This window comes from Amycolatopsis sp. WGS_07, assembly GCF_045278895.1.
Classification (GTDB): Bacteria; Actinomycetota; Actinomycetes; order Mycobacteriales; family Pseudonocardiaceae; genus Amycolatopsis.
Genome location: NZ_CP136053.1, coordinates 7,456,648 through 7,479,638 on the forward strand (window position 1 = coordinate 7,456,648; position 22,991 = coordinate 7,479,638).

Annotated in this window: 24 protein-coding genes; 18 read left to right on the top strand and 6 right to left on the bottom strand. The window is 69.0% G+C overall.

The window, feature by feature from the left end; all coding sequences use genetic code 11:
- Positions 1-81: 81 nt before the first annotated feature.
- Genes RPX00_RS35025 through RPX00_RS35040 form a run of 4 tightly spaced genes read left to right on the top strand, consistent with a single transcriptional unit; the run spans position 82 to position 6,530 of the window.
- Positions 82-711 carry a hypothetical protein gene (locus RPX00_RS35025; protein ID WP_406631846.1) on the top strand — a complete coding sequence of 210 codons (630 nt, stop codon included), beginning with the start codon at positions 82-84 and terminating at the stop codon, positions 709-711.
- A complete protein-coding gene (locus RPX00_RS35030) occupies positions 708-3,959 on the top strand; it encodes a helicase HerA domain-containing protein (RefSeq protein WP_406631848.1) in 3,252 nt (1,083 codons plus the stop codon). Before RPX00_RS35025 ends, RPX00_RS35030 begins: the two co-directional genes overlap by 4 nt.
- 25 nt (positions 3,960-3,984) lie before the next feature.
- Positions 3,985-5,715 carry an AIPR family protein gene (locus RPX00_RS35035; RefSeq protein WP_406631850.1) on the top strand — a complete coding sequence of 577 codons (1,731 nt, stop codon included), beginning with the start codon at positions 3,985-3,987 and terminating at the stop codon, positions 5,713-5,715.
- Between the two features lie 17 nt (positions 5,716-5,732).
- Positions 5,733-6,530: a hypothetical protein gene (locus RPX00_RS35040; RefSeq protein WP_406631852.1), complete on the top strand. Its 798-nt coding sequence runs from the start codon at positions 5,733-5,735 to the stop codon at positions 6,528-6,530.
- A 17-nt stretch (positions 6,531-6,547) separates the two neighbouring features.
- Here RPX00_RS35040 and RPX00_RS35045 read toward each other — a convergent pair whose 3' ends face one another.
- From RPX00_RS35045 to RPX00_RS35060, 4 genes are all read right to left on the bottom strand, one after another.
- Entirely contained in the window at positions 6,548-6,928 is a 381-nt protein-coding gene (locus tag RPX00_RS35045; RefSeq protein WP_406631854.1) for a colicin D domain-containing protein, read from the bottom strand.
- Positions 6,925-7,392 (bottom strand): hypothetical protein, encoded by a 468-nt coding sequence (locus tag RPX00_RS35050; RefSeq protein ID WP_406631856.1) that lies wholly within the window; start codon positions 7,390-7,392, stop codon positions 6,925-6,927. Before RPX00_RS35050 ends, RPX00_RS35045 begins: the two co-directional genes overlap by 4 nt.
- A 9-nt stretch (positions 7,393-7,401) precedes the next feature.
- Entirely contained in the window at positions 7,402-7,731 is a 330-nt protein-coding gene (locus RPX00_RS35055) for a hypothetical protein (protein ID WP_406631858.1), read from the bottom strand.
- A gap of 237 nt (positions 7,732-7,968) precedes the next feature.
- Positions 7,969-8,703: an ArsR/SmtB family transcription factor gene (locus tag RPX00_RS35060; RefSeq protein ID WP_406631860.1), complete on the bottom strand. Its 735-nt coding sequence runs from the start codon at positions 8,701-8,703 to the stop codon at positions 7,969-7,971.
- A gap of 60 nt (positions 8,704-8,763) precedes the next feature.
- On the opposite strand from RPX00_RS35060, the gene RPX00_RS35065 reads away from it, so the two are divergent.
- On the top strand, positions 8,764-10,155 hold the full coding sequence (locus RPX00_RS35065) for an MFS transporter (protein ID WP_406631862.1): 1,392 nt from the start codon (positions 8,764-8,766) through the stop codon (positions 10,153-10,155).
- Positions 10,156-10,238: 83 nt separating this feature from the next.
- Here the strand turns inward: RPX00_RS35065 and RPX00_RS35070 are convergent, their stop codons facing one another.
- Entirely contained in the window at positions 10,239-10,919 is a 681-nt protein-coding gene (locus RPX00_RS35070) for a LuxR C-terminal-related transcriptional regulator (RefSeq protein WP_406631864.1), read from the bottom strand.
- A gap of 359 nt (positions 10,920-11,278) precedes the next feature.
- On the opposite strand from RPX00_RS35070, the gene RPX00_RS35075 reads away from it, so the two are divergent.
- The 10 genes from RPX00_RS35075 to RPX00_RS35120 are packed head-to-tail and all read left to right on the top strand — an operon-like array spanning position 11,279 to position 20,813.
- On the top strand, positions 11,279-11,980 hold the full coding sequence (locus tag RPX00_RS35075) for a class I SAM-dependent methyltransferase (RefSeq protein WP_406631866.1): 702 nt from the start codon (positions 11,279-11,281) through the stop codon (positions 11,978-11,980).
- A gap of 28 nt (positions 11,981-12,008) precedes the next feature.
- On the top strand, positions 12,009-12,722 hold the full coding sequence (locus RPX00_RS35080) for an alpha/beta fold hydrolase (RefSeq protein WP_406631868.1): 714 nt from the start codon (positions 12,009-12,011) through the stop codon (positions 12,720-12,722).
- Positions 12,722-13,900, top strand: coding sequence for an acyl carrier protein (locus tag RPX00_RS35085; protein WP_406631870.1), 1,179 nt, complete (start codon positions 12,722-12,724; stop codon positions 13,898-13,900). The genes RPX00_RS35080 and RPX00_RS35085 overlap by 1 nt, the downstream gene beginning before the upstream one ends.
- Positions 13,897-15,429, top strand: a complete 1,533-nt coding sequence (locus tag RPX00_RS35090; protein WP_406631872.1) for a class I adenylate-forming enzyme family protein — start codon at positions 13,897-13,899, stop codon at positions 15,427-15,429. Before RPX00_RS35085 ends, RPX00_RS35090 begins: the two co-directional genes overlap by 4 nt.
- Entirely contained in the window at positions 15,419-16,699 is a 1,281-nt protein-coding gene (locus RPX00_RS35095; RefSeq protein WP_406631874.1) for an alanine racemase, read from the top strand. The genes RPX00_RS35090 and RPX00_RS35095 overlap by 11 nt, the downstream gene beginning before the upstream one ends.
- A gap of 3 nt (positions 16,700-16,702) precedes the next feature.
- Positions 16,703-16,963: a phosphopantetheine-binding protein gene (locus RPX00_RS35100; RefSeq protein ID WP_406631876.1), complete on the top strand. Its 261-nt coding sequence runs from the start codon at positions 16,703-16,705 to the stop codon at positions 16,961-16,963.
- A complete protein-coding gene (locus tag RPX00_RS35105) occupies positions 16,960-18,156 on the top strand; it encodes an acyl-CoA dehydrogenase family protein (RefSeq protein WP_406631878.1) in 1,197 nt (398 codons plus the stop codon). Before RPX00_RS35100 ends, RPX00_RS35105 begins: the two co-directional genes overlap by 4 nt.
- Positions 18,149-19,273 carry an acyl-CoA dehydrogenase family protein gene (locus RPX00_RS35110; protein WP_406631880.1) on the top strand — a complete coding sequence of 375 codons (1,125 nt, stop codon included), beginning with the start codon at positions 18,149-18,151 and terminating at the stop codon, positions 19,271-19,273. The genes RPX00_RS35105 and RPX00_RS35110 overlap by 8 nt, the downstream gene beginning before the upstream one ends.
- On the top strand, positions 19,270-20,385 hold the full coding sequence (locus tag RPX00_RS35115) for an AMP-binding protein (protein WP_406631882.1): 1,116 nt from the start codon (positions 19,270-19,272) through the stop codon (positions 20,383-20,385). The genes RPX00_RS35110 and RPX00_RS35115 overlap by 4 nt, the downstream gene beginning before the upstream one ends.
- A gap of 14 nt (positions 20,386-20,399) precedes the next feature.
- Positions 20,400-20,813: an AMP-binding enzyme gene (locus RPX00_RS35120; protein WP_406631884.1), complete on the top strand. Its 414-nt coding sequence runs from the start codon at positions 20,400-20,402 to the stop codon at positions 20,811-20,813.
- A gap of 172 nt (positions 20,814-20,985) precedes the next feature.
- On the opposite strand, the gene RPX00_RS35125 is transcribed toward RPX00_RS35120, so the two are convergent.
- Complete coding sequence (locus RPX00_RS35125) at positions 20,986-21,333, bottom strand: hypothetical protein (RefSeq protein WP_406631886.1); 348 nt, start codon at positions 21,331-21,333, stop codon at positions 20,986-20,988.
- 190 nt (positions 21,334-21,523) lie between these two features.
- Between RPX00_RS35125 and RPX00_RS35130 the strand changes: the two genes are divergently transcribed.
- The 3 genes from RPX00_RS35130 (at position 21,524) to RPX00_RS35140 (ending at position 22,954) form a co-directional block, all read left to right on the top strand.
- Positions 21,524-22,303 carry a hypothetical protein gene (locus RPX00_RS35130; protein WP_406631888.1) on the top strand — a complete coding sequence of 260 codons (780 nt, stop codon included), beginning with the start codon at positions 21,524-21,526 and terminating at the stop codon, positions 22,301-22,303.
- A 79-nt stretch (positions 22,304-22,382) separates the two neighbouring features.
- Entirely contained in the window at positions 22,383-22,718 is a 336-nt protein-coding gene (locus tag RPX00_RS35135) for a hypothetical protein (protein ID WP_406631890.1), read from the top strand.
- Positions 22,719-22,807: 89 nt separating this feature from the next.
- A complete protein-coding gene (locus tag RPX00_RS35140) occupies positions 22,808-22,954 on the top strand; it encodes a hypothetical protein (RefSeq protein WP_406631892.1) in 147 nt (48 codons plus the stop codon).
- Positions 22,955-22,991: the final 37 nt, after the last annotated feature.

Consider the following 22,991-nt stretch of genomic DNA (forward strand, 5'->3'; position numbering starts at 1 on the left):
CAGCACAGTCCGTTGCGGTCATTGCGGCATTCCGGCGACGACTCTCCCTCGTCATGCCCGCATCCCGGTACGTTCGGATCCATGGCGGACCCGCACCTCACCCTGCCGGAACGATCCGCGTTGCTTGCGCTGATGACACTGATCCACGAGGCGACGAATGCCGACCTCGACAACGAAGTGGGCTTCAAGATCAAGAAAGAGGAGCGGGAACGCCTGGTCGAATTGGGCTATATCAAGGCCTGGCAGACCGGCAGATACCACGCCTGGGTGCACGAACTCACGGACGAGGGCTGGCGGCGCTGCGGCGACGATCTGGGCAGTCCCACCCCGGAGGGCGCGCCGAAAGCCACCCGGCTGCAATACGCGCTGACCCGCCGGTTCGCTGCTTTCATGGCGCGATCCGACCTGCGTGTCGCGGACATCTTCGTCCTCGGCGACGAGCCGGTCGCTGACATCGCTGACCGAATCCGCGCCGCGTACACCGAATTGGCTGCCGCGCCGGGTGCCGGGGTCAGCTTGACCCGGCTGCGGCGCGCCTTCGCCGACGTGGCGCGTTCTGACCTGGACGCCGCGCTTCTCCAGTTGGCTTTGGAGCCGAAAGTGCGGCTCAATCCCGAGTTCAACCAGAAAACGCTGGACGCGGCGGACCGGGCCGCCGCGCTGCGCACCGGCGGAGAGGACGTGCACCTGCTGTCGATCGAACAATCATGAGGGAGATCGAACGCGACGCGCTGAGGGAACTGGCCAGGACCAACTGGGCGCCCACCAGGGAGAGCGTGTGGACCGAGCCGGAGGCGCACGTCGACGGTCTCAGCGATCGGGCGTTGCGGACGGTCATGACCGGCTTCGCCGAGGCCGAGTCCAGCGAGGCGGAGAGCCCGATCGGCGTGGTCGTCACCGGACGGCCCGGTTCGGGCAAGACCCATCTCGTCGCCACGGTGCGGAAGCGCGTCAGCGCGGCGGGCGGCTACTTTTTCGCTCTCGAATTGCGGCATGAACGGTCTTTCTGGCAGAAGGTCGTGCTCGACGTGCTCGGCGGGCTTCTCCAGCCCGGCAGCGATGGAGTGGAGCAGGGCGTGCTCCTGCGGCGGGAGCTGTCCCGGAAACTCGCTTTGCGCGATCCTGTGCGTCGGCAGCTCATGGGACTGGACAAACCGACCCGGTCCGGACTCGACGAGATGGTGGAAGCGCTGGATCGCGTCGACCGGCGGCTCGCCTTCGAGTGCGGGCACACCCTGCGAGCCTTGGCGCTGCTGGCCAGCGACTCGGTGACCACCAGGGAGATCGGCAGCGCCTATCTGTCCTCGGAAGGCGAATCGGTGGCCGGCGAACGAGCCGAATGGGGCCTTCGCGCCAGCGGCAGGACATCGCACGAAATGGTCGGCGAGCTGTTCAAGCTGATCGCGCTCACCGGGCCGAGCGTGATCGCGCTGGACCAAATCGACACGCTAATCAAACAGTCGGAGCGAGGAACCGACAGCGCCGCATCGGAATCCGGGTCCGACCCGGTACCGGACTCGATAGGATTGCCCAGGAGGCGGCTGTTCGAGGATGTCGGCAGCGGGCTCATGGAGCTGCGCGAAGCCACCCGCCGGTCACTGGTTCTGGTGGCCTGCATGGATGCGATCTGGCGGGACATTCGTGACTACTCGCCGGGCTCCGTCGGGCAGCGGTTCCGCCGCGCCGAGCAACTGGACACCATCCCGACGGCGGCGGTCGGGCAGGCACTCATCGAAGAGCGATTCGCGTCCAAATTCAAAAAGGTCAACTTCCCTCCGCCTTATCCGAGCTGGCCGGTGCGATCGGAGGCGTTCGCTGACGCGGTCCGGTTCACCGCGCGTGGCCTCATTCTCCGGGTCGATGCCCATATTCAGGCCTGTTTGGATGCGAATGAGGTCATCGAACTGGCCAGTCTCGACGAGCCGAACCGCCCGGACGTGTCCGCGCCGCAGCCCGGGCCTGCGCTGTCGCCGGCCGAGCGCAGCGCGTTCGCCGAAATCGACCGGCAGTTGGCTGCTCTGGCGGACGGTGCCGACCTGATCGCGGAGATCGCCAAGGCGTTCGACCCGCACCAGGAGGATCGGCGCATACCGGACCTCCTGCGTCCCGGCTTGAACTGGTGGGTCGCCGAACAGGGCGAGGAACGCGTCCAGTACGAGGTGCCGGCGGAGACGATGGCCGCCGGCAATCCGGCCCTGCACGGCGAACTGCGGCGGATCGTGGACGAAGACACCGAGGACCAGATTTATTGGTCGTTCCGGGCGATCGCGTCGACGAACGGGAAAGCGGTTATCAACCGCATTGTCCGGGTCCTGAGTGCCACTGGCCTGGACCCGGCGGCGCCGAAACGCAAGGTGTATCTGCTGCGCACCGGCGAATGGCCGAACGGCAGCGGAACCCGGCAGAAGGTCGGGGAATTCGAGGCCGCGGGCGGGGTGGTGATCCGGTTGCCGAGGGAGGCGCTGGAGACCAGCCTCCGCAGGTTCGCCGCGTTGGAGCAACTGGCCGCGACCGTGGCGCCAGCCCAGTTCAACGCATGGCTGCTCAACCGTCGTCCGGCCGGCCGCACCGCGTTGCTGCGCGAGGTGTTCGGCGATCCGCCGGACGACGCGGAGCCACGACTCCCCGAACCCGGACCGGCTCCGGGGCCGCGCTCGCCCGACCTGCCCAGTCCGACGACCGATCCCGGCACGGCCAACCTGTCCGCGGCCGCACCATCGACAGCGGACCAGATGACGCTGCACTTCGGAGACCGGATGGACACCGGCGCGGCGGTGACGATCGCGTTGGAATCGTTGCGGAAGCACCTGGCGGTCTTCGCCGGATCCGGATCGGGCAAGACGGTGCTGATCCGCCGGCTGGTCGAGGAATGCGCGCTGCGGGGTGTGTCCGCGATCGTGCTCGACCCCAACAACGACCTGGCCCGGCTCGGCGACGCATGGCCGCGGCCGCCGGATGCCTGGAGATCCGAGGACGCGGCCCGCGCCGACGACTACCTTCGCAATACCGACGTAGTGGTCTGGACCCCCCGCAGGGAAACCGGCCGGCCGCTGACGTTCCGCCCGTTGCCCGACTTTGCCGCGGTCTCAGACGACCCGGACGAGTTCCGCCAGGCCATCGAGACGGCTGTCGCCGCGCTCGCACCGCGTGCCCGTGCCGATGGCGCGACCGCGAAGGCCGAGCGATCCCGCGCCGTTCTCAACCAGGCGTTGCAGCACTTCGCGCACAGGTCTGGCGACGGGCTGGGCGATTTCCTGGATCTGCTCGGCGACCTGCCCGATGGCGTCACGACACTGGCCAAGGCAGGCGAAATGGCCGCGGACATGGCGCAGACCCTGCGGGCTGCCATGATCAACGATCCGTTGTTCGGAGGAGCCGGCGAGCCGGTGGACCCTGGCGTGCTGCTCGCTCCGGCGGACGGGAAGCGTGCCCGGATCTCGGTGATCAGCCTGATCGGCCTGACCGCCGAGGAACAACGGCAGAGCTTTGTCAACCAGCTTCAGATGGCCCTGTTCGCCTGGATCAAGCGGCATCCCGCCGGCGACCGGCCGCTCGGCGGGCTGCTGGTCATGGACGAGGCGCAGACCATCGCGCCGTCCGGTCCGCTCACCGCGAGCACGCACAGCACCCTCGCGCTGGCCTCGCAGGCTCGCAAGTACGGGCTCGGCCTGGTGTTCGCCACGCAGGCGCCGCGCGGTATCCACAACCGGATCTCCGGCAACGCCGCCACGCAGTTCTTCGGCTTCCTCAACAGTCCGTCGCAGATCGCCGCGGCCAAGGAAATGGCAGCCGCGAAATCCAGTTCGGTGCCGGACATTTCGCGCCTGGGCACCGGCCAGTTCTACGCCGTCTCCGAGGGGCTGGCGTTCCAGAAGATCCGCACCCCGATCTGCCTGAGCCACCACCCGCCGAGCCCGCTGACCGTCGAAGAAGTCATCGCCCGCGCCCGGCGGAGCTGATGCCCGTGCAAGGAGTGGACCCGTCGTGGAGAAGGTGATCGAGAGCCTGGTCAAGGGCTTCCAAGCCGACCAGGACCTGGCTGAATTGCCGGAGTTCGAGGCGTTCGAGGCGTTCGCCGCTTATTGCGTGCTCAGTTCGTACTACGACGATTCTTTCAACCCGGACGCGTACCGTACCGGCGGCGGCAACGATCTCGGCATCGACGCGTACGCGGTCCTGATCGACGGGGACCTGTACCGGGACCCGACGGAAGTGCGGGCGGCGATGAGCCGCAGGCGGCCGCAGGTGCAGTTCGTGATCATCCAGGCCAAGACCAGCGGAAAATTCGAGACCAAGGTGATCTCGGATCTCGCGGAGAATCTCGGTCACCTGTGCGGCTCCGGCGAAATCCCGTACGACATCTCCGCCGACGTGGCCGGCCTGCGCGACTGCCTGGACATCGTGTTCGAGAACTCGGCCCGGCTGGCCGGCCAGCTGCCGCACCTGCACGTCCATTATGCGACCACCGGCGATCAGATCTCGGATATGATCAACCGGAAGGCGCGGTCGGCCGAGAAGCATTTGGCCAAGCTCAACCGATTCGATGCCATCGACGTGCGCTGCGTGAACTGGCGAGAGTTGCGCGCGTTGTACCAGCAGGCGATCAGCACCGTCCGGGTCACCCTGCCGGTGCCGAAACAGTTCGCGGTGCCGGCGGGCCCCGGCGTTGAACAGTCTTTCGTGGGACTGATCGCCGCGCCGGAACTGGTCCGCACGATCTTGGCGGACGGCTCGGGAAAGCTGCGGGAGAACCTGTTCGAGAGCAACGTGCGCGCCTTCCAGGGCTACAACAAAGTCAACCGCGGTATTCGGGACACCTTGCGGGATCCGGTCAAACGGCAGCGGTTCGCCGTGATGAACAACGGCATCACCATCGTGACCCGGAAACTGGACCGGGTCGGCGACGATTTCGTGCTGGACGATTTCCAGATCGTGAACGGCTGCCAGACCTGTCATGTGCTGTTCCACGAGCGAGATCAGCTCACCGGCCAGGTCTTCGTCAGCGTCCACATCGTCCACTCGGTCGACGAGGACGTGATCCAGGGCATCGTGGCCGCGACCAACCAGCAGACCCCGGTCAGCGACGAGGACCTGGCCGCACGGGAGGACTTCCACAAGGAACTGGAGGACTTCTTCACCCTCGGCTGGGACAAGCCGCACCAGCTGTTCTACGAACGTCGTGCGAAACAGTACAGCGAACGCAAGGACGTGGAGAAAACCCGGGTCATCAGCCGGGCCCAGCTCAGCCGCGCGTACCTGGCGATGTTCCTGAACGAACCGTCACGCGTAGGCCGCTACCAGGAGCTGATCAAAGCACGCGGCACCGAACTGTTCGTCCCCGGCCAGCCGTCGATCCTGTACTACACGGCAGCGGCGACCTGGTACCGATTGGAATGGCTGATCCGGAACCAGCGCGTCAATCGCGGCTACCGGCCCGCCCAATATCATCTCCTGGCGATGATCCGGCAAAAACTGGTCGGTTCGGTGCAACTGCCGGCCAACCGCAGGGCGGCGCAGAAAGAGTGCGACCGGATTCTGAAGGTAGTCTGGAATGCGGAAGCCGCGGAAAAGCTGGTCGTCCGCGAGCTGCTGCCGGCGGTCCAGCGGGTCATCGACGCCGAACGGGCTGCCGGGGTGCCGCTGGGGGAGGCGGTGCGCAATGAACGGTTCGCCGCTCTGGTCCGCAGGGAGCTGAGCGGCAGCACCGGTCGCTGACGGCGCAGGATAGGAATATGAGCGGCGAGGTTCTGTACGACGGCTGGTGCGGCGAGCCTATCGCGTGGGCCCGAATCGGTGATCCCGTTATCGGGCGAGAGTGGACTGAGCATGGCTCGGTGGCCGTAACTGGCCGGTTGTCCCCGGCCGAGGCGCTTCGCAAGTACGGTCCCATCACGGAGTTGGTGGTCGGCCGCAACGGCGGCTTTCAGTCTGTCACCTACGGGGTGACCAAATTCGTCTCCCGGTTCGTGGATCCGCGAGGAACGGGCCTGTATGACAACACAGTTGTCGTCGTGCACGACCCTGCTCGGGACAATTACGAGTGCCCGGTCTGTCAGGCTGCGCCCGGCGAGCAATGCGCGAACAAGAAGAACCAGCCATGCGGAACGCACAGCAAGCGGTCTCAGGGGCGCTCGCGATGGGAGATCGAACAGGCTGACGCGGCGGCCCGAAAGGCGCGCGAGGATGCGGAGGCTGCTGACCAATGGCAGCGCGAGATGGCCACGCCACCGAGTCTCGGCTCGGTGCTGGAAATCAAGCGTTGGATGCCTGCTGATGACACGGCGTCCGAGGGCACCGACCGATACACGGTCGAGCGCACCTACTCCAACCGGACGGTTGAGGCCACTGCGGATAGTGGGGAACGAGTGTTCCTGGCCCGCAATGAATACACCGGCGGGTGGCACGTCATCTGTGGCCAGCCGACGTCAGCGCGCCTTCCCTGCCGGGGCGGCGGTCCTGGTGTGCCGTGCAGGGTGCGGCACAAGCCAGGGTTGCGCCTGCGCGAGGATTCCCCGTGGACCCCGAGGTAGATCCAGTGCACAGGCAGCTACGGCAAGGCAAGCGTCGCATGCGCCACCGCGACTAGCATCGGTGTCCTGCACCGATGAGAGGACGGCCAAGCCGGACGGCGAACGCCGCAAGGTTTCGCGACGGCTGAGGTACCGGTCCCCGGGCATGCCACCGGGGACGGACGACCTGGCCGAGTTATTCGACCCCAGATCAGGATCGCGGGTTCCCCGCGGCAGCGGTCGGCGTCCGCCGTCTTGATCGAGTTCGTGGGGTCCTCCGCGAACTTTCGCAGCGCATCCTCATACGCTTTGGCGTCGGCGTTGCTCCAGTTCTGGTCGATGCCGAAATCCCTCGCGTGTTTGAAGTGGCTTTGCAGCTCGCGGTCCGTCTGAAATGCGCCGCGCCGCGGCCGCGTCATGGAAGCTCGGACCGCGGGATAGGCAAAGTGGTGAGGACGTGCCGGATAAGGCGGAGCCGGTCGGCTTGCTCGATGACCGTGTCGAGTTGGAGTGGACGGCGGTGGTCGGGGATGGCGAAATGCCAGGCGGCGGTTTGGTTGGGCAGGAGGATGGCGAGGTTCGTCTGGCGGCTGGCGATCAGCTGCGGACTGCAGGTACGAAACGGTGTGCGCACGCTCCGGCCGCCTGTCGGTCTATAACTCTGGGGGCATGCGCGGATCGATAGCCCGACGAGCACGGGATGGTTGTCGGGATTGTGCAACTCGGCGACGATTTCTTGGTAACTGCCGTGGCAGCGACGGTCGGTGACGGTGAGGGTGGTGTCGTGCGGACAGTCGCCGTTTCGGCTGCCGACCTCGGCCAGCAACAGCATCACCGCGACCAAGGCCGCGAGGGTGGCCAGACAGGCCAGCACCGCACTCATCGCGCCGCCCTATTCGCTGGTCGCCCCGGCGCCGTCGAGACCGCCGGAGGCACCCCACGGGAGCAGTGCGGCCGCCAAAGACAAGGATGATGCCCGACCCTCGGCGCGCCACCGGCCTGCGAGGTTCGCCAGATCGGCCGCCGACGTATGTGCGCCGGCTTGGATCCTGGCCGTGCGCTCCGCTGGCGAGGCGGATACCGACGTCTCGGCACCGGTCGCCGCCCGCACCACCAGGTTGCGCATCCCGTCGGCGTCACCGAGTGGGCGAACCGAGCGCAGCAGCCGTTGCGTCGCCCGGTGCACCTCGGACAGCAGGTCGGTGCCGGTTGAGTGGAACACGCGGCCGATGATAACCCGGAATCATTTCCAGCTCGGTGGAAGCGTACGAGCGCCACCGCGGTGCTTTCGTACTGGTCGCGGCGAAAACTTGCTCGCGCTCGGCCGAGGCTGTCGCAATGCCCGACGAGGGATGGCGACGATCGGTTGTGGTCTGGCCGGCCGATGGGCTCACGCCGGCGGGGGACATCGCGGCCAAGTTCACCCTGTGCGCCAAGGATCTGCGGGTGCCCGGCGAACTCAGCCGCCGATCCGCTCCGGCAACTCGATGCCGAGCGCGCCCCGCAGTGCCGTGCTGCCGCTAGCGGTCAGCCGGACCGTGCGCTCCCGCGATTTCCTGGCCAGCCAACCGCGCTCGAGCATGGCCGCCAGCAGCTGGGTGCCCAGCGCGCCGGCCAGGTGCGGCTTGCGCACGCTCCAGTCCAGGCACGGACGCAGCGGCACGTTCCGCTGATCGCCATGGAGGAAATCGGGTGCCACCCCGAGTTCGGTGAACACCGACCGGGCAGCGGGCCCGCTGGTCCACACGGCGTCGCCGAGGTCGGCCGCGGGCGTCGGCAGCGGGGTGACGGCCTGCCGCGCGATGAGCCCGTCGACGATGAGGACGGCAAGCCGTCCGGCGAGATGGTCGTAGCAGATCCGGGCGAAGTGCAGCGCCCGGTCGCGGTTGCTCTGCCGCAGCGATCGGCTCTGCTGCGCCGGGGCGATCCTGGCCAGCGCCTCCAGTGCCGCCACGACGTCCCGTCCGGCGACCCGGTAATGGCGCCAGCGGCCGACTTGATCGACCACGACCAGCCCGCCGTCCAGTAGTTTCCGCAGGTGTGAACTGGTCGCCTGGGCGGAAAGGCCCGCTTCGGCCGCCAGCGCGGACGCGGGCAGCGTGTCGTTCGCCGACAGCGCGAGCAGGACGCGCGCACGGGCCGGATCGCCGATCAGCGCGGCGATCGCGGCGATGTTGGGCTGGTCGGCGGGCACACCCCAGGGTAACCGATACTTCCACCGGGCTGGAAATGATTTCGAGGCACAATCAGCGGGATGAAGGATTCCGCCAGCACAGACCGGGAAGCAGCCGGATCAGTCGAGGTTCCGGACCGGTCGGGCTGGGGGCTGGCAGGCGTGTGCGTCGGTTTCGCACTGGTCATTCTCGACGCGAACGCGCTCAACGTCGCCGTTCCCACGCTGCGGGCCGAATTGGCGGCGAGCAGCAACGAGCTGCTCTGGACCGTGGACGCCTACACCCTGACCTTCGCGGCGTTGCTGTTGTCCACCGGCCTGCTCGGCGACCGGTGGGGCGCCCGCCGTGGTTTCCAGACCGGTCTGGTGATCTTCACTCTCGGCTCCGTCGGCTGCGCGCTCGCGCCGGCCGTCCAATGGCTGATCGTCGCGCGCGTGGTCCAGGGTTTCGGCGCCGCGTTGCTGGCGCCCACGTCGCTCGCGCTCATCTACACCATGTATCCCGATGGCCGCAGGCGGGTCACCGCGCTGAGCGCCTGGGCCGCGGTCTCCGGCGTCGCGTTCGCAGCGGGACCGCTGATCGGCGGCGGTCTGGTGCAACTGGTGGGCTGGCGGGCGATCTTCTGGCTCAACGTGCCGGTCGGCATCGCCGCGATCATGCTGACGGCCAAGTACGTCGCGCACGTGGCGTCCCGGCCGGTCCGGCTGAACTGGACGAGCCAGGTGCTCGCCGCGCTGGCGCTGACCGCGTTGACCGCGGGGCTGATCGAAGCCGGCCGGTCGGGCTGGACTGGCCCTCTGGTGCTCGGCCTGTTCGTCGTGGCGTTGGCAGGGCTGACGCTTTTCCTGCTGCGGGAACGCCGCCTGCGCGAACCACTGGTCCCGGCCGCGGCCGGGACCTCGCCGCCGTTGCGCGCCGGGCTGCTCGCCGGAGCCGCGTTCAACTTCTCGATGTACGGCTCGTTGTTCGTCTACACGGTGTACTTGCAGGACGAGCGCGGCTACTCGGCCTTCCTGACCGGACTGGCGTTCCTGCCGTTGACCCTCGTGCACACTCCGGTGGCGAGCTGGCTGGCCCGGCCGTGGACCGCCTCGCGGGGGCCGCGTCAGCCACTGCTGGCCGGCCTGCTGTGCACGGTGGCGGGCTCGGTCGGTTTCACGTTCGCGGCCTGGCAGCCGTACTGGGTGCTCGCGGTTGCCCTCGGCGTGTTCGGGGTCGGTTCCGGCCTGGTGACGACGTCGATGACCACGCTGGTGCTGGCGAACGTGCCGAGCGACAGTGTCGGGGTGTCCTGCGGACTGCTCAACGCGGCCCGTCAGCTGGGCGGGGTGTTCGGCATCGCCCTGCTCGGCTCGCTGACCGCTGGCCTGATGCCAGACCGCATCCCTCTCGCGGGACTGTTCGCCGCGCTCGCGCTGATCGGCGCCGTGGCGGCCACCGCGGCGGGCGTCCGGGTCGCGGCCCGGACCTGACCGGCCCCGCGGACAGCAGGTCGTTGTGGTTTCGCGCCGGGATTGACTCTTCGCTGAGGTCATCCGGGAGGGCGACTGGCCGATTACGGCAGATTGGGGCGTTTGACGATTTTCTCTTCGATCGCCCGAGCCGCCGCGAGCGTGCGATTCGGGCAGTTGAGCTTGGCGAGAATGCTGGAGACCAGCCTTTTCACGCCGTGTGCGGAGATGAACAGGTTGCGGGCGATGAGTTTGTTGCTCATGCCGTCGGCGAGGAGGGCGAGGACGTCGAGTTCACGCGGAGTCAGCGGCGGCTGTTCGCGTTCCTGCGCCGGGCGGGCCGGGCGGCCGGTGTTCAGGAGATGCCGGACCATGACATCGGAGGTGGGAGTCTTGCCCCGATCGATCTGGGTCAAGGCGTCCTGCAGCGTTTCCCGGGTGAGTTCGGCGAGATCCAGGAAACCGACCGCGCCCGAACGCGCCGCCGTGGCGAGATCTTCGGGACGCGTCGAGTCGAGGACAACCAGTGATCTCCGTGCCGGCCGAGGTCCGGCGGCACCGGCCAGTTCGCTGACCAGCCTGATCGTGATGGTCCGGTCGATGTCGGCGTCGGCCCGCTTCGATCCGTCCGGTGCGTTTCCGGGGTCGTGCACGCGGGGGATCGACTGCAGCATGCGTTCCAGCCCGAATCGCACTACTTCATTGTCGATTGATGTGTTCACCAGGAACGAATCGTCCCCGCCGGTACGCCACTTCGCCGATCCGACGGCGGGTGACTGGTCCATGTCGTCTGCCCCCCTAGGCATCATGCCCTGCATACCGGAACCCAGCATATTTAGAAAGTTGTGTTCCTAGATCCACCGTTTGGTGGAGCCGTCCGCCGCGGCATCGGACAGCGGGCGGCCCCAGGTGTCCGGGGACCATGATCGTTCGCCCTGCCCAATTGGGCAGGGCGGGCGGCTCTTACGTTCTGGCCTGGAACTTGAGAGGTTCGACTCATGATGTTGTGCGCGGCCGATACCGCGGTCCCCGGCGCGAACCGCGTGGCCCCGGGTCGTCGCGCCGACCGCGCATACCGGGGAGGGACCGAGTGAGCGAGGCGGAATTGTCTCGAACCGCGTCGTCGTGGCGTGTGTGGAAAACGATGAACGCGGAGGTATATGACACCGCGTTCTACCGGTTTCCGATTTTTCGCCAGGTCTACCAGGACGAAATCCGCTTTGTCCGGTCGCAGGACTGGACGGATTCCTGTTTGATCGAGGTGGGTTCCGGCCCCGGCGAATTCATGCTGTCGTTTCCGGGTTCCTTCAAGATGATGGTGGGGGTCGACCGCTCGAAACGCTTGATCGAGTATGCGGCCAGGCAGGCGGCCGGCGACCCGAGTGTGCACCTCATCTCCGGCGACGCGGCGCAGTTGCGCCAGTTGCTCGAGGAATGCGGGCCGGCGGAGGCGGAAAACCTGCCGAAGCTGGTCTCCTGCGTGATGAACACCCTGGGCATCCTGGAACCCGATGTCCGGTCTTCGGTCATGGCGAACATGGCGGCGATCCTGCGGCCGGAGGATTCGTTCCTGATCGCCGTCTTCAACCGGGAGCACTTCGGCGCCGCGGTGGAGTCCTTCTACTCGGCGAATCCCGACCTGTGCGGGACGGTGGGCGACGGCGACTACGATCTCGCCGCCGGAGACCTTCGCGTCGAATCGACGGGATACTACTCCCACTGGTTCGACGAGGACGAACTGAGCAATGACCTCACCACGGCCGGTTTCGGTGATTTCGCCATCGAGCGGCACGGCGTGGGGCTGTTCGCGTTCGGCGGGCGAATCGGCCCGTTGGTCAGCGCGTGAAGCATGCGGCGCGGGAAGCCGCAGCGCGATGAACGCCGCACCTGCTGCCGACGCCGGCGGTTGCCTGACCCCGTTGAACGGGCGGGCGGGGGAACTGACCAGTGTGCTGATCCACCCGGCGGGCGGCGGCCTCGGCGCTTATCTCGGCCTCGCCGCCATGCTGTCCCGGCGCGGCATGGTGCACGGTTTGCGGGCGAGCGGGCTGCGTCCCGGCGAGGAACCGGACCGCACGATCGAGGCACTGACGGCCAGGTACCTGCCGCTGATCGAGGCGCTTCCGGACCGGCCGGGCCTGCTCGCCGGCTGGTCGCTCGGCGGGATCCTCGCGTGGGAACTGGCCGTCCGGCTGGCGGTGACCGGCCCGCCGCCGGCCGTGCTGCTCATCGACAGCCTGGCGGCGCCCCTGCCGGGGCACCGGATCGCACGGACCGACCTGCGCGCCGCCGTGCTGTCCGAACTCGCCGGCGAACCTGATCCGGCCGTCCGGGAACGGGCGCTGCGGACCGCCGACGCGCACCTGAGCGCGGCCGCCGGCTACCTGGCCCGGTCCGTCCACTTAGGACCGGCCCTGCTCATCACGTGCGCGGGAGAAGAACGGGCCGGGCAGGCCGAACACTGGGCACGGCATTGTCCGGGGCTGCGCGCCCGCGAGATACCCGGCGGACATTTCGACGTGTTCACCGGCGAGAACCTCGCGCTGATCCGGCGTCACCTCGACGATTTCCTCTCCGGAAGGACCTGATGGATACCGATATCGCCAGTACCGGCGCCGGGGTCGGCCTGCCGCACGATTTTCCCGCCGAGCTGTACGACTGCGTCCAGGTGAACCTGGCGGTGCTCGCTGAGCGGTGGCACGGCCCCGGCGCCGGTCTCGCTCTCGGCGCGTGCCTGCGATTCCGGCCTGTCCCGGCGGGCGACGGCCTGCCGAGCGTCGAACCGGATCCGGTGCGGCAGCTCGCCGAGGCCCCGGCGATCCTGGGGTTCACGCTGCGCGGGCCGGACCGGAGGCAGGCGGCGGACATCGAGCCAGGTCCGGGGCGCCTGGTCGTCGCCGACGCCTTCGGGCTGCCGTGGGTGCCCTATGCCGGCAAGCGGCATCTGGAGCACAGCTTCCTCGCCGAGCACGGCGACCAGGCGCGAATCGGCGGAATCGACGCCTACCACAACGAAACCCCGTGGGGCGCCGCCCGCCCGTGCCGATGGACGCTGGACCGGTCCGAGTTCGCGGCGTTGCCCGGCCCGGTCGTGCTGGCCGAGTTCGCCCGCGCGGCGGCACCCCGTCCCCGGGCCTCGACCGACCTCGCGCCGGACAGCGTGATCGACAGGTACGTGCGGGCCTACGCGGAGCATCCGGAGCGGGAACGGGCACTGCGGCAGCTCACTTTGCAGACCTGGCTGCTCACCAGAGCCCGCGCGCTGCACGCGGCGTTCCTGCGGCACACGAACGCATTCGACGGAGCGGCCGAGGACGCCGTCGCGCGGCATGTCCGCGACTGGGAATCGCTGACCGAGCAGGCCTACCTGGCGCATCGCAGGGTCGAACGAGGCCGTGCCGAGCCGAGGGGCCCGCTGCCCCGCCTCGCGGAACTGCTGCGTCGTGACCGTGAGATATTCGGGCAGGGCGCTGGCCCTGCCGAACCGGAAGGGCCCGGCCTGCCCGGCGAGGTGCGGCGCGCGATCGCGTCGGTTGCCGCGGAGGTGCTCGGCATCGCCGAGGAAAGGCTGCTGGCGGGGGAGCCGCTCACCGACACCCCCTCGTTCAACTCCTTCCGGATGGTCGAGATCGTCGAGCGGCTGGAGACCAGGCTCGGCGTCGAATTCGACCCGGACGCGCTGGTTCCGGAGAACCTGCACGACGTGGACACGATCGCCAGGGTCCTGCTCCGTTCGTCGCCCCAGCTGGCGCGGGTCGTTCGATGACCGGCTCGGTGACCGCGCCGCCTGCCGGAAGCCTGCTCGCCGACTTGCTGTCCAGTGCGGCCGCCCGCTGGCCGGATCGGCCCGCCGTAACCGGCGAAGGCCGAACCTGGAGCTATCGTGAACTGGCCGCGGCCGCGGGCTCGTTCGCAGCCCGGCTGTCCGAGCGCGGCCTTCGGCGTGGTTGCCGGCTGCTGATCCACCTGCCGGATTCGGTGCTGCTGCCCGCGCTGGTCTACGGTTCGGCCCGGCTCGGGGTCGCGTTCAGCGTGCTTAACGAACAGGTCCGGGGCACGCACCTGGAACACGTGCTGGACGACAGCGAACCCGCGCTGCTGATCAGCCATAGCGCGCAGGCCCGCGGTATGGCGAAAAGCCGGGGAATCACCGCGATCGACGGTGCGGCCGCCTACCGCGACGCGACCGGGTCCGCCTCGCCGGCCGACGGGATCCAGGCATCGCCGCTGGGCGTCGACATCGCGTGCCTGATTTACACCTCCGGCACCACCGCGCTGCCCAAGGCCGTGGTCAGCACGCAGGAGCAGGTCGTGGTCTCCGCGAGGCTGATCCAGTCGGTGCTCGGTTACCGGCACGACGATGTCGTCTACTGCCCGCTTCCGCTGTCCTTCGATTACGGGCTCTATCAACTGTTCCTGGCCACGCTGGCGGGTGCGCACGTATGGCTCGCCAGGGCGAACGAGATCGGGCCCCCGCTGCTGAACGGGCTGGCGCGTTCCGGCGGCACCGTGCTTGCCGCGGTCCCGTCCGTGGCACAGGCGCTGGCGCGGCTGCTGCGCCGGTCCGGCGGCCGGGCCCTGCCGCTGCGCAAGCTGACCAGCACGGGCGCGGCGATGCCGGCCGAAACACTGGTGACACTGCGCGAGTTCCTGCCGGATCTGCGGGTGCAGCTCATGTTCGGCCTCACCGAGTGCAAGCGCGCGACGGTGATGCCCGAGGACGGCGATCTGATCCGGCCGGGTTCGGCGGGCCGTGCCCTTCCCGGCACCGAGGTCTACGCCGCGGACCCCGACGGGTGCCGGCTTCCGCCGGGCGAGATCGGGGAGATCGTGGTGCGCGGCCCGAACGTGATGGCCGGGTACTGGCGCCGCCCCGAGCTGACCGCACAGCGATTCCCCCGCGCCGAAGGGCTGCTGCCCGAACTGCGCACCGGCGACTACGGCTGGCTCGACGACGAGGGCTACCTCTACGTCAGCGGCCGCCGGGACGATCTTTACAAGGAGAACGGTTTCCGGGTCAGCTGCACCGAGGTCGAGGCCGCGGCCCGGCGGGTGGACGGGGTCGATTCCGCCGCCGTGCTGGCCCCGGCGGGCACGGCACCCGCCCGGCTGTTCGTCACCGGAAGCCTGGACGCGGCCGAGGTGCTCCGGGCGATGCGACGGGACCTGGAGGAGTTCAAGGTCCCGGGCGTCTGCTGGGTGTTAGACGAATTGCCGTTGACCGCCAACGGAAAGGTGGACCGCACCCGGCTCGCGGCCGTTGCCGAGCAGGAGGAGGCGACTCATGGTCGCTAGCACGTACGCCAGGCTGGGGCCATCCGCCGCGCTGAAGGCCCTGCCCCGGCTGCCGACCCCGGCCTATGTCTACGACCTGGCTGAGGTCCGGCGCAACCATGCCCTGCTCCGCGCGGCCCTGCCCGAGGGCACCGGGCTTTACTATTCGCTCAAGGCCAACCCGCATCCCGGGATCGGCCGGGTGCTGGCCGAGGACGGCGCACGGGCGGAGGTGTGCTCCTCCGGCGAACTGGCGGCCGCACTGGACGCGGGCTGGACAGGTGCCCGGATGCTGTACACCGGGCCGGGCAAACGCGATGCGGAGATCAGGACCGCGCTGCGGCACGGGGTCCGGCAGTTCTCGGTCGACTCGCCGCACGCCCTGGACCAGCTCGATCAGCTGGCAGCGGAGACGGGCACCTCGGCGGTGGCGCTGTTGCGTGTCAACGACGATCACCCGGTGCCCGGCCAGGGCCTCGTGATGACCGGGACGAGTTCGCAGTTCGGCGCCGACCTCTCCTGGGTCCTGGCCGAGCCGGAGCGGTTCGCCGGCCGGCACCGAGTCGAGCTGGCCGGCCTGCATCTGTACATGGGCACCAACCTGACCGAGGTGGAAGCCCTGCTCGACCAGTTCGCCCGTGCGCTCGCCTCGAGCCGGACGGTCGCGGACGCGCTGGCCGCGCACGGGGTCCGGCTCCGGATACTGGACCTCGGCGGCGGATTCGGCGCCCCGTTCGCGCGCGCCGGCGCGACCGCTGATCTCACCGCGTTGCGCGCCCCGTTGACCGCCCTGCTCGATGCGGACGCCCCCGGCTGGCGGGACGGCACACCGGAAGTCATGTTCGAGTCCGGGCGTTATCTGGTCGGCACCTCGGGCACCCTGCTGTGCACGGTGCTCGACGTCAAACGCTCACAGGGCAAGGACGTCGTGGTGCTCGAGTCCGGGATCAACCACCTCGGCGGGAATTCCGGACTGCGCCGGCTGCCGCCGCTGATCCCGCAGCTCCTGCACGACGGGGAACCCGGCGAACCGATCCTGGACGCGTTGGTCACCGGCCCGTTGTGCACGCCACTGGACACCTGGAACCGCAACGCGGCGCTGCCCGCGTTGCGGCCGGGCGACGTGGTCGGCGTCCCGAACGTCGGGGCGTACGGCTTGTCCGCGAGCCTGATCGGCTTCCTGGGGCATCCCCTGCCGGTCGAGGTCGTCATCGACGGCGACCACCCCGCTGTCCCCGCAACCTGCACCCGGCTCGTCCTGAACAGGACGACCATCTCCCCTCAGGAGTGACCGATGGATCCCCGCTTCACCGAACTGCTGGCCCCGTTTCTCCGGTTCCGGGGCGATCGCGCCATCGAACGAACCTCGGTACTGCGTGAACTCGGCCTCAACTCGATGCAATCGATCGAGCTTCTGTTCGCCATCGAGGACGCATTCGGCGTGACCCTGCCGGACGAGGAGATGAACGACAGAACCTTTGCCACCGCGGGCAGTCTGTGGGACGTCGTGCACGCGGAACTGCGGAAGGCGCAGCTGCCGGAGGGCTCGGCGTGAGCGCCGCGGACGTCGGCGTCGCGGCCGCCGGCGAGGGACTCGAAGTGCCCGTGGCCGACCTGGTCGCGCGGGTCGCCGAGGTCGCGGGGGAGCACCGCGAGCGGACCGACCGAGAAGCGGCCTTCCCCCAGGACGCACTCGCCGAACTGCGTCAGGGCGGACTGCTCGGCTTGCTCGTCCCGCGCGAGTACGGCGGTCTCGGCGGGACGGTCGCGGACATGGTCGAGGCCAGCATCGAACTCGGCCGGACCGACTTGTCCGTGGCGATGATCTTCGCCATGCACTGCCAGCAGGTCGCCGCCATCGCCTGGCACGGCGGGGATCGGCTGCGCGAGCTGGTTCTGCCCCGGGCCGCCGGGGGCCGCTGCTATCTGGCCTCGGTCACCACCGAGGCCGGCAACGGCGGAGACCTGCTCACCGCACAGGCGGCGCTCGGCGTCGCCGGGGACGACCTCGTCATCGACCGTTTCGCCCCGATCGTCACCGGAGGAGAGGCAGCGGACGGCTTCCTGGTCAAGATGCGCGGGGCGGCCGCCGCGTCCCCCAACGAGGTTTCGCTGGTCTACGCCGATCGCGCGCAACTGGAGATCGAGCGGTCCGGCGAGTGGCAGCCGCTCGGGATGCGCGCCAGCCACAGTGTCGCCCTGCGCCTGCGCGGGCGGGTCCCGGCGTACCAGATCGTCGGGCAGCCCGGCGGGTTCGCGCAGATCACCTCATCGGTCTTCGCGCCGATGGCGCACCTGGGCTGGTCGGCGGCCTGGCTGGGCACCGCGGCCGGCGCGCTGTCCCGGGTACTGCGGATGTTGCGCTCGCCGAAGGAACGCAGCAGGGTTGACTTCGGCTCGGAACTGCTGCTGACTCGCCTGTCCCGCGCCCGGCAGAGGCTGGACACGGTGCACGCGCTGCTGTCCGCCGCGACCACCTCCGTCACCACTCATGCCGACCTCAGCACCCCGCGAATCCAGTTGCAGCTGAACGCTTTGAAGATCACCGCCGCCGACGAGTGCTACCGCGCGGTCGACGAACTCATCGACGCGGTCGGCATGCGGCACGGCTACCTCCGCGGTTCGCAGACCCGGCTCGAACAGGCCCTGCGGGACCTGCGGTCCGCGTCGCTGAACTACAGCAACGACCGGCTGCACCTTGCCGACGGCAGGCTCGCGCTGCTCGACACGGAGGTCCGATTTGCCTGACCAGGCCGAAGTGTCCACTGTAGACGGTTATCGGGGCCGGATCTCGGAGGCGGTGCGAGGACTGGGGCCGGACGCGGGGATCGGCACGGTATGGAGCGCGCTCGGGAAAGCCGGGGCGCTCGCCGGGCTGTACCCGGCGGGTGCCGTCGACCCCGTCCGGCTCGGCGCGCTGCTGCGGGCGATCGATGCCCGCGGCGACAACGGAATCACCTTGAGCGTGTTGGTTCAGGCGGCGAGCGCGGTGCCCCTGCTCGGTGCCGAGGCGAAGCCGGACACCGTGCTCGCGGCCGTACACGACCGTGCGCTCGCCGGAGGAACCATGCTCGCGCTGGCCGCGACCGATGCCGCCGCCCCTGGTTCCGACCTCGCCGGGCTCGGCACCGAGATCGCGGCCGACGGCGGCGAGCTGCGGCTCTCCGGCGAGAAGCGTTGGATCACCTCGGCCGGTGTCGCCGACGAACTGCTGGTACTGGCCAAACACGGACCCGGACGGCACTTCACGAACTTCACCTGGGTGCTGGTTCCCTCGGACGCCCCGGGAGTGCGGATCACGCCGTCCGGCACGAGTCTGCTCGCCGGCTCGGCCACCGCGCACATCGAGTTCGACCGGGTGCGGCTAGACCCTGGACGTCTTGTCGGTCGCCGGGGCAGGGGATTGGCCTCATTCGCGCTGATCATGGGCAGTGAACGGCTCGGCGGCGCGCTCTGGGCGGTCGCGATGACCGGCCGGGTGCTCGCCGACACCCACGAGCGATTGCGGAGACGGGAGATCGACGGCGCCGATCTAGCGGAAAACGCGGCGGTTCGCCAGGATCTCGCCCGGTGCCTGGTCCGGGTGCATCAGCTGCGGGCGCTGGCCGAGGTCGTCGGCGAGGACGTCGTGGCGGGCCAGGGCTTTGCCGAGGGCGCGATGCTGAAGGCGGCAGTCGGCCCGGCGGTGGACGAAGTGCTGTCCCGGTGCGCGCAGCTGCAGGGCGCGGACGGCTACCGGCCGGGCGGCGCCCAATGGATCCGGGCGGAGGCCGGGGTGTTCGGGATCGGCGGCGGCACCACCGAGCTGATGCTGGAGGCCGTTGCCGACGCGCTCGAGCCGCTGCTCGGCAAGGCCCGATCGTGACCGGTTTCCGCGTACCGCCCCGACCGACGAAGGAACGAACGCTGTACCGGCGGTTCGCGGACTCCGCCGCGAGATTCGGCGACCTGCCCGCGCTGGAGGTCGGCGACGAGCGGCTCAGTTACCGCGAACTCGCCGAGGCCGCCGAACGGACGGCCGCTGGGATCATGGCCGCGACCAGGGGAGCGCCGCCGCGCCGGATCGGTCTCGCCGCCGCGCGGACGCCCGCGACGTTCGCCGGATACCTTGCGGTGCAACGGCTTGGGCGGACAGTGGTGCCGCTCAACCCGGCCGCTCCGGCCGCCCGGAACAGGCAGATCGTCCAAGCCGGCGCGGTCGGGCTGGTGCTCGGCGGCACCGACGACCTCGGCCTGCCGATGATCACGCTGGACGCTCCCGCCCCGCAGTCCGTCCTGGTGCCTGAGCACCGGGACGCCCCCGCGTCCACCGCGTACATCCTGTTCACCTCGGGCTCGACCGGCACCCCGAAAGGCGTGCCGATCACGCACGCCAACGTGTCCGCGCACCTGGACCACGTCATCGCACGCTACGAGTTCGGGCCGGGCGCGAGGGTGTCGCAGACCTTCGACCTGACCTTCGATCTGTCGGTATTCGACATGTTCACCGCGTGGAGCACCGGCGCGGTCCTGGTCGTGCCGGCCCGCAGCGATCTGCTGGCCCCGGTCCGGTTCGTGGCGCGGAAGGAGATCACGCACTGGTTCTCGGTGCCGTCCATGGTGTCCTTCGCCAAACGGATGCGGGCGCTGAAGCCGGGCAGCATGCCGACCTTGCGCTGGAGCCTGTTCTGCGGCGAACCGCTCACCCTGGCGCACGCCAGGGCCTGGGCGGCGGCCGCGCCGCACAGCGTCGTGGAGAACCTGTACGGCCCGACCGAATGCACCGTCAGCTGCGCCGAGTACCGGCTTCCCCGGACTCCGGCCGGTGGCCGAACCCGACCAACGGGACCGTCCCCATCGGACAGTTGTACCCCGGGACCGAACATCAGATTCTGGACGCGGCAGGCAAGCCCGCGGACAGTGGAGAACTGGTCATCCGCGGCGCGCAGAGGTTCAACGGCTACCTTGACCCGAACGATGACATCGGACGGTTCCTGACCATCGAGAACGGCTTGGCCCGGGTCCACCGCGGCGAGCGGCCGCTGACCCCGGAGCACTGGTACCGGACCGGCGATCGCGTTTCCCGTGAGGACGGACTGCTCGTCCACCGGGGACGGTTGGACCACCAGGTGAAGATTCGCGGCTACCGGATCGAGCTGGGGGAAATAGAATCTGCGCTGCGCGATCTGCCGGGAGTCGTGGATGCGATCGTCGTGATGCTCGCCGCCGAGGGCGAAGAGGCCGTGCTCGAGGCGGCGTGCGCGGGAACCGGAATCGACCCCGAATCGGCATTGGCCGCGCTGCGCACCCGGCTGCCCGAGTACATGGTCCCGCGCCGGATCACCGTCCTCGCCGAGCTGCCGCTGAACGCCAACGGCAAGATCGACCGCGGCGCGGTCAGCACGAAGATCCTCGAACGACGCTGAGCGGCTGGTACCCACTCCCGTCATCAAGGCGGCCGATGCCGGGTGTGGCGGGGAATCTCCACGCGCCGTGAGTCGTCGCCTTCGGTGACAGTGGCCGGGGCGCGTCCCAGAAGTGCGGCTGTTGAGAAACCGCTGGGTGGGCACTGCGGTCGACCGCACTTGAGCGCGGTGTTCAATGCTGTTCGGCGTCGTTGGAACCGTGGTCCTGCGCCAGAAAATTCGCATTCATGACTATCGCGTTTTCTCGCGATCCGAACGCGGTGTCCAGAGCCTGGAGCGGCGAGAAGGGCGGAGGTTTGGGGCGGGCGGCGTCGAGTTCGGCTTGGCCAGTGGCCATCGTCGGTGCCTCCGGCCAGGGGGCGTGCCGGGCGAGGACGATCTTGTCCAGGGCGGCTGTCGAGCGGACGACCAGGATGTTGTCCCGGGTGTCGGCGACGAGCCGGATCGAAGTCCGCCATCGAAGCTCCGTGGCCGGAGCGCGGCCGCTGCCGTTCAGGTGAGGAATCCCTAGTGCTGCCAAGGATGTCAGAGCATCCATTGTGGACAGACCGCTCGCATGCGCGCGGACGCGAAACCGCAGCCGACGCGTGACGTCAGCCGGCCGCCGTAACGCCGGTCATGTCCGGCAAGCGGCAAGCGCCCGATGTGATTCCGGCGAAGCACGGCTCCGGGCCACCCCAGGCGAAAATGCCGGTTGGCAGCTTGGTGCCGTGCCGCGCTCTGCCGCCGCGGCGGCAGGCATTCTGGCTTTTCGCCGGACGGAATGGGGATCGGAGATGGCCCCGGAGCTGAACAAGGTCGACATGGACGTGGCCGCCACGGAGCGGGCTGTGATCGAACTCAGCGATGTGGCCGACGGTCTGGACGAGGCGTGGGCGAAAGCTTCATTGCTGGGAGTGGCGGGGCTGGGGACCGGTTCGCCGGGCCAGACCTTCCTGGGGCTCGGGCCGATGGGCGCGCGTTTCATGGCGGACTATGCGCCGAGGGCCGCGCAGATAGCCCAGGAGGCTTCGGCGGCGGTGGCGGCGACGCAGGGGCTCAGCGACGCGGGGTTCCAGAGTGTCGTCGACTACGCGGCGGCGGACGCGAGATCCGCCGGCACGCTGAATCAGGTTCCCCGCGACGGTGTTTACGCCCGCGGGGTCGGGGAGTCCCGGCCCAGCCCCAAGAGAACGGACATGGAGATAGATCCGGCGACCGGCCAGGTCGTGCCGCAGTCCGACAAGCTGCCGAACCCCAAAGGATTGTCTACATACGACAGCCTGCACAATCTTGACCGCGCCTTCCCGAGCTCCGAGCATGCCTACCGGTTGCCGGAACCGGACGTCGAGCATCTGCCTCCTGGGCTGGCATACTTCGAAGACGGCGCGAACTTCGGGAACGGCGGGAACGCCCCTGAGGGGCATATCACGATCTACCCGACCGAGCCCATGTCCAAGAGCGCGTTCACCAAGCTGATCAAAAAACTGCACTGGCAGAGAGCGGAGTGACGATGGACATCGCGACGCTGCGCCGGCAACTGTCATTGAGCGGCCCGACACCCCCGGCCAAGAAGAAGCGCTCCGGACCGTGACCGGGCCGGACGCCACCGAGGGCCTGATCGCCGCCGTGGCCCCCGAGTTGTTCGAATGGGTCATGGGCACCAACTACCGGTGCGAGCGCGCGCGCCTGGCACTCCTGCGCTTGGACGACGCGACGTTCCGGCGGGTCCTCGGCCCGCTCGTCGACGCGTTCGTCGCCGACGACCAGCGTGATGCCTGGGACTACGCGGGCGTGCTGTCGTTGGTGAAGCGCCGCCCGGAGACGGGTATGGCGGCACAGGTCCTGGACGCCGGCAGCCGGTCGCCGGACGCTGACATTCGCGTAACCGCCCGCTTGGAACGAGACGAGAGGTTCCCACAATGACGCACAGCCAACCTGTTTCAGTGTCGGTCCGCGTCCGCCGTCTGGTCGAGCAGAGCAGTCACGTCCGGGTCCCTGTCACCGGAGCCGTCATGTCCGACGAGCCCGACGCGGACGGCAACGATCACATCGACCCGGAGAAGCTCATGGCCGAAGCGGCCCGGCTCGCCGGCCAGCTCACCGAATGGGAGACCGACAGCGTCAACGTCGAGGTCCACCCCATCCAGCAGGCCCCGTAGCGCGGACGGCCCGCCCGAACCGCGGGCGGCATCCCGT

What these genes read in the sequence shown, in the direction of transcription:
- RPX00_RS35025 (WP_406631846.1), top strand. Translation starts at nt 82, where the DNA reads ATGGCGGACCCGCACCTCACCCTGCCGGAACGATCCGCGTTGCTTGCG.
- RPX00_RS35030 (WP_406631848.1), top strand. Translation starts at nt 708, where the DNA reads ATGAGGGAGATCGAACGCGACGCGCTGAGGGAACTGGCCAGGACCAAC.
- RPX00_RS35040 (WP_406631852.1), top strand. Translation starts at nt 5,733, where the DNA reads ATGAGCGGCGAGGTTCTGTACGACGGCTGGTGCGGCGAGCCTATCGCG.
- RPX00_RS35045 (WP_406631854.1), bottom strand. Translation starts at nt 6,928, where the DNA reads ATGACGCGGCCGCGGCGCGGCGCATTTCAGACGGACCGCGAGCTGCAA.
- RPX00_RS35050 (WP_406631856.1), bottom strand. Translation starts at nt 7,392, where the DNA reads ATGAGTGCGGTGCTGGCCTGTCTGGCCACCCTCGCGGCCTTGGTCGCG.
- RPX00_RS35065 (WP_406631862.1), top strand. Translation starts at nt 8,764, where the DNA reads ATGAAGGATTCCGCCAGCACAGACCGGGAAGCAGCCGGATCAGTCGAG.
- RPX00_RS35070 (WP_406631864.1), bottom strand. Translation starts at nt 10,919, where the DNA reads ATGGACCAGTCACCCGCCGTCGGATCGGCGAAGTGGCGTACCGGCGGG.
- RPX00_RS35075 (WP_406631866.1), top strand. Translation starts at nt 11,279, where the DNA reads ATGAACGCGGAGGTATATGACACCGCGTTCTACCGGTTTCCGATTTTT.
- RPX00_RS35080 (WP_406631868.1), top strand. Translation starts at nt 12,009, where the DNA reads ATGAACGCCGCACCTGCTGCCGACGCCGGCGGTTGCCTGACCCCGTTG.
- RPX00_RS35085 (WP_406631870.1), top strand. Translation starts at nt 12,722, where the DNA reads ATGGATACCGATATCGCCAGTACCGGCGCCGGGGTCGGCCTGCCGCAC.
- RPX00_RS35090 (WP_406631872.1), top strand. Translation starts at nt 13,897, where the DNA reads ATGACCGGCTCGGTGACCGCGCCGCCTGCCGGAAGCCTGCTCGCCGAC.
- RPX00_RS35095 (WP_406631874.1), top strand. Translation starts at nt 15,419, where the DNA reads ATGGTCGCTAGCACGTACGCCAGGCTGGGGCCATCCGCCGCGCTGAAG.
- RPX00_RS35100 (WP_406631876.1), top strand. Translation starts at nt 16,703, where the DNA reads ATGGATCCCCGCTTCACCGAACTGCTGGCCCCGTTTCTCCGGTTCCGG.
- RPX00_RS35140 (WP_406631892.1), top strand. Translation starts at nt 22,808, where the DNA reads ATGTCCGACGAGCCCGACGCGGACGGCAACGATCACATCGACCCGGAG.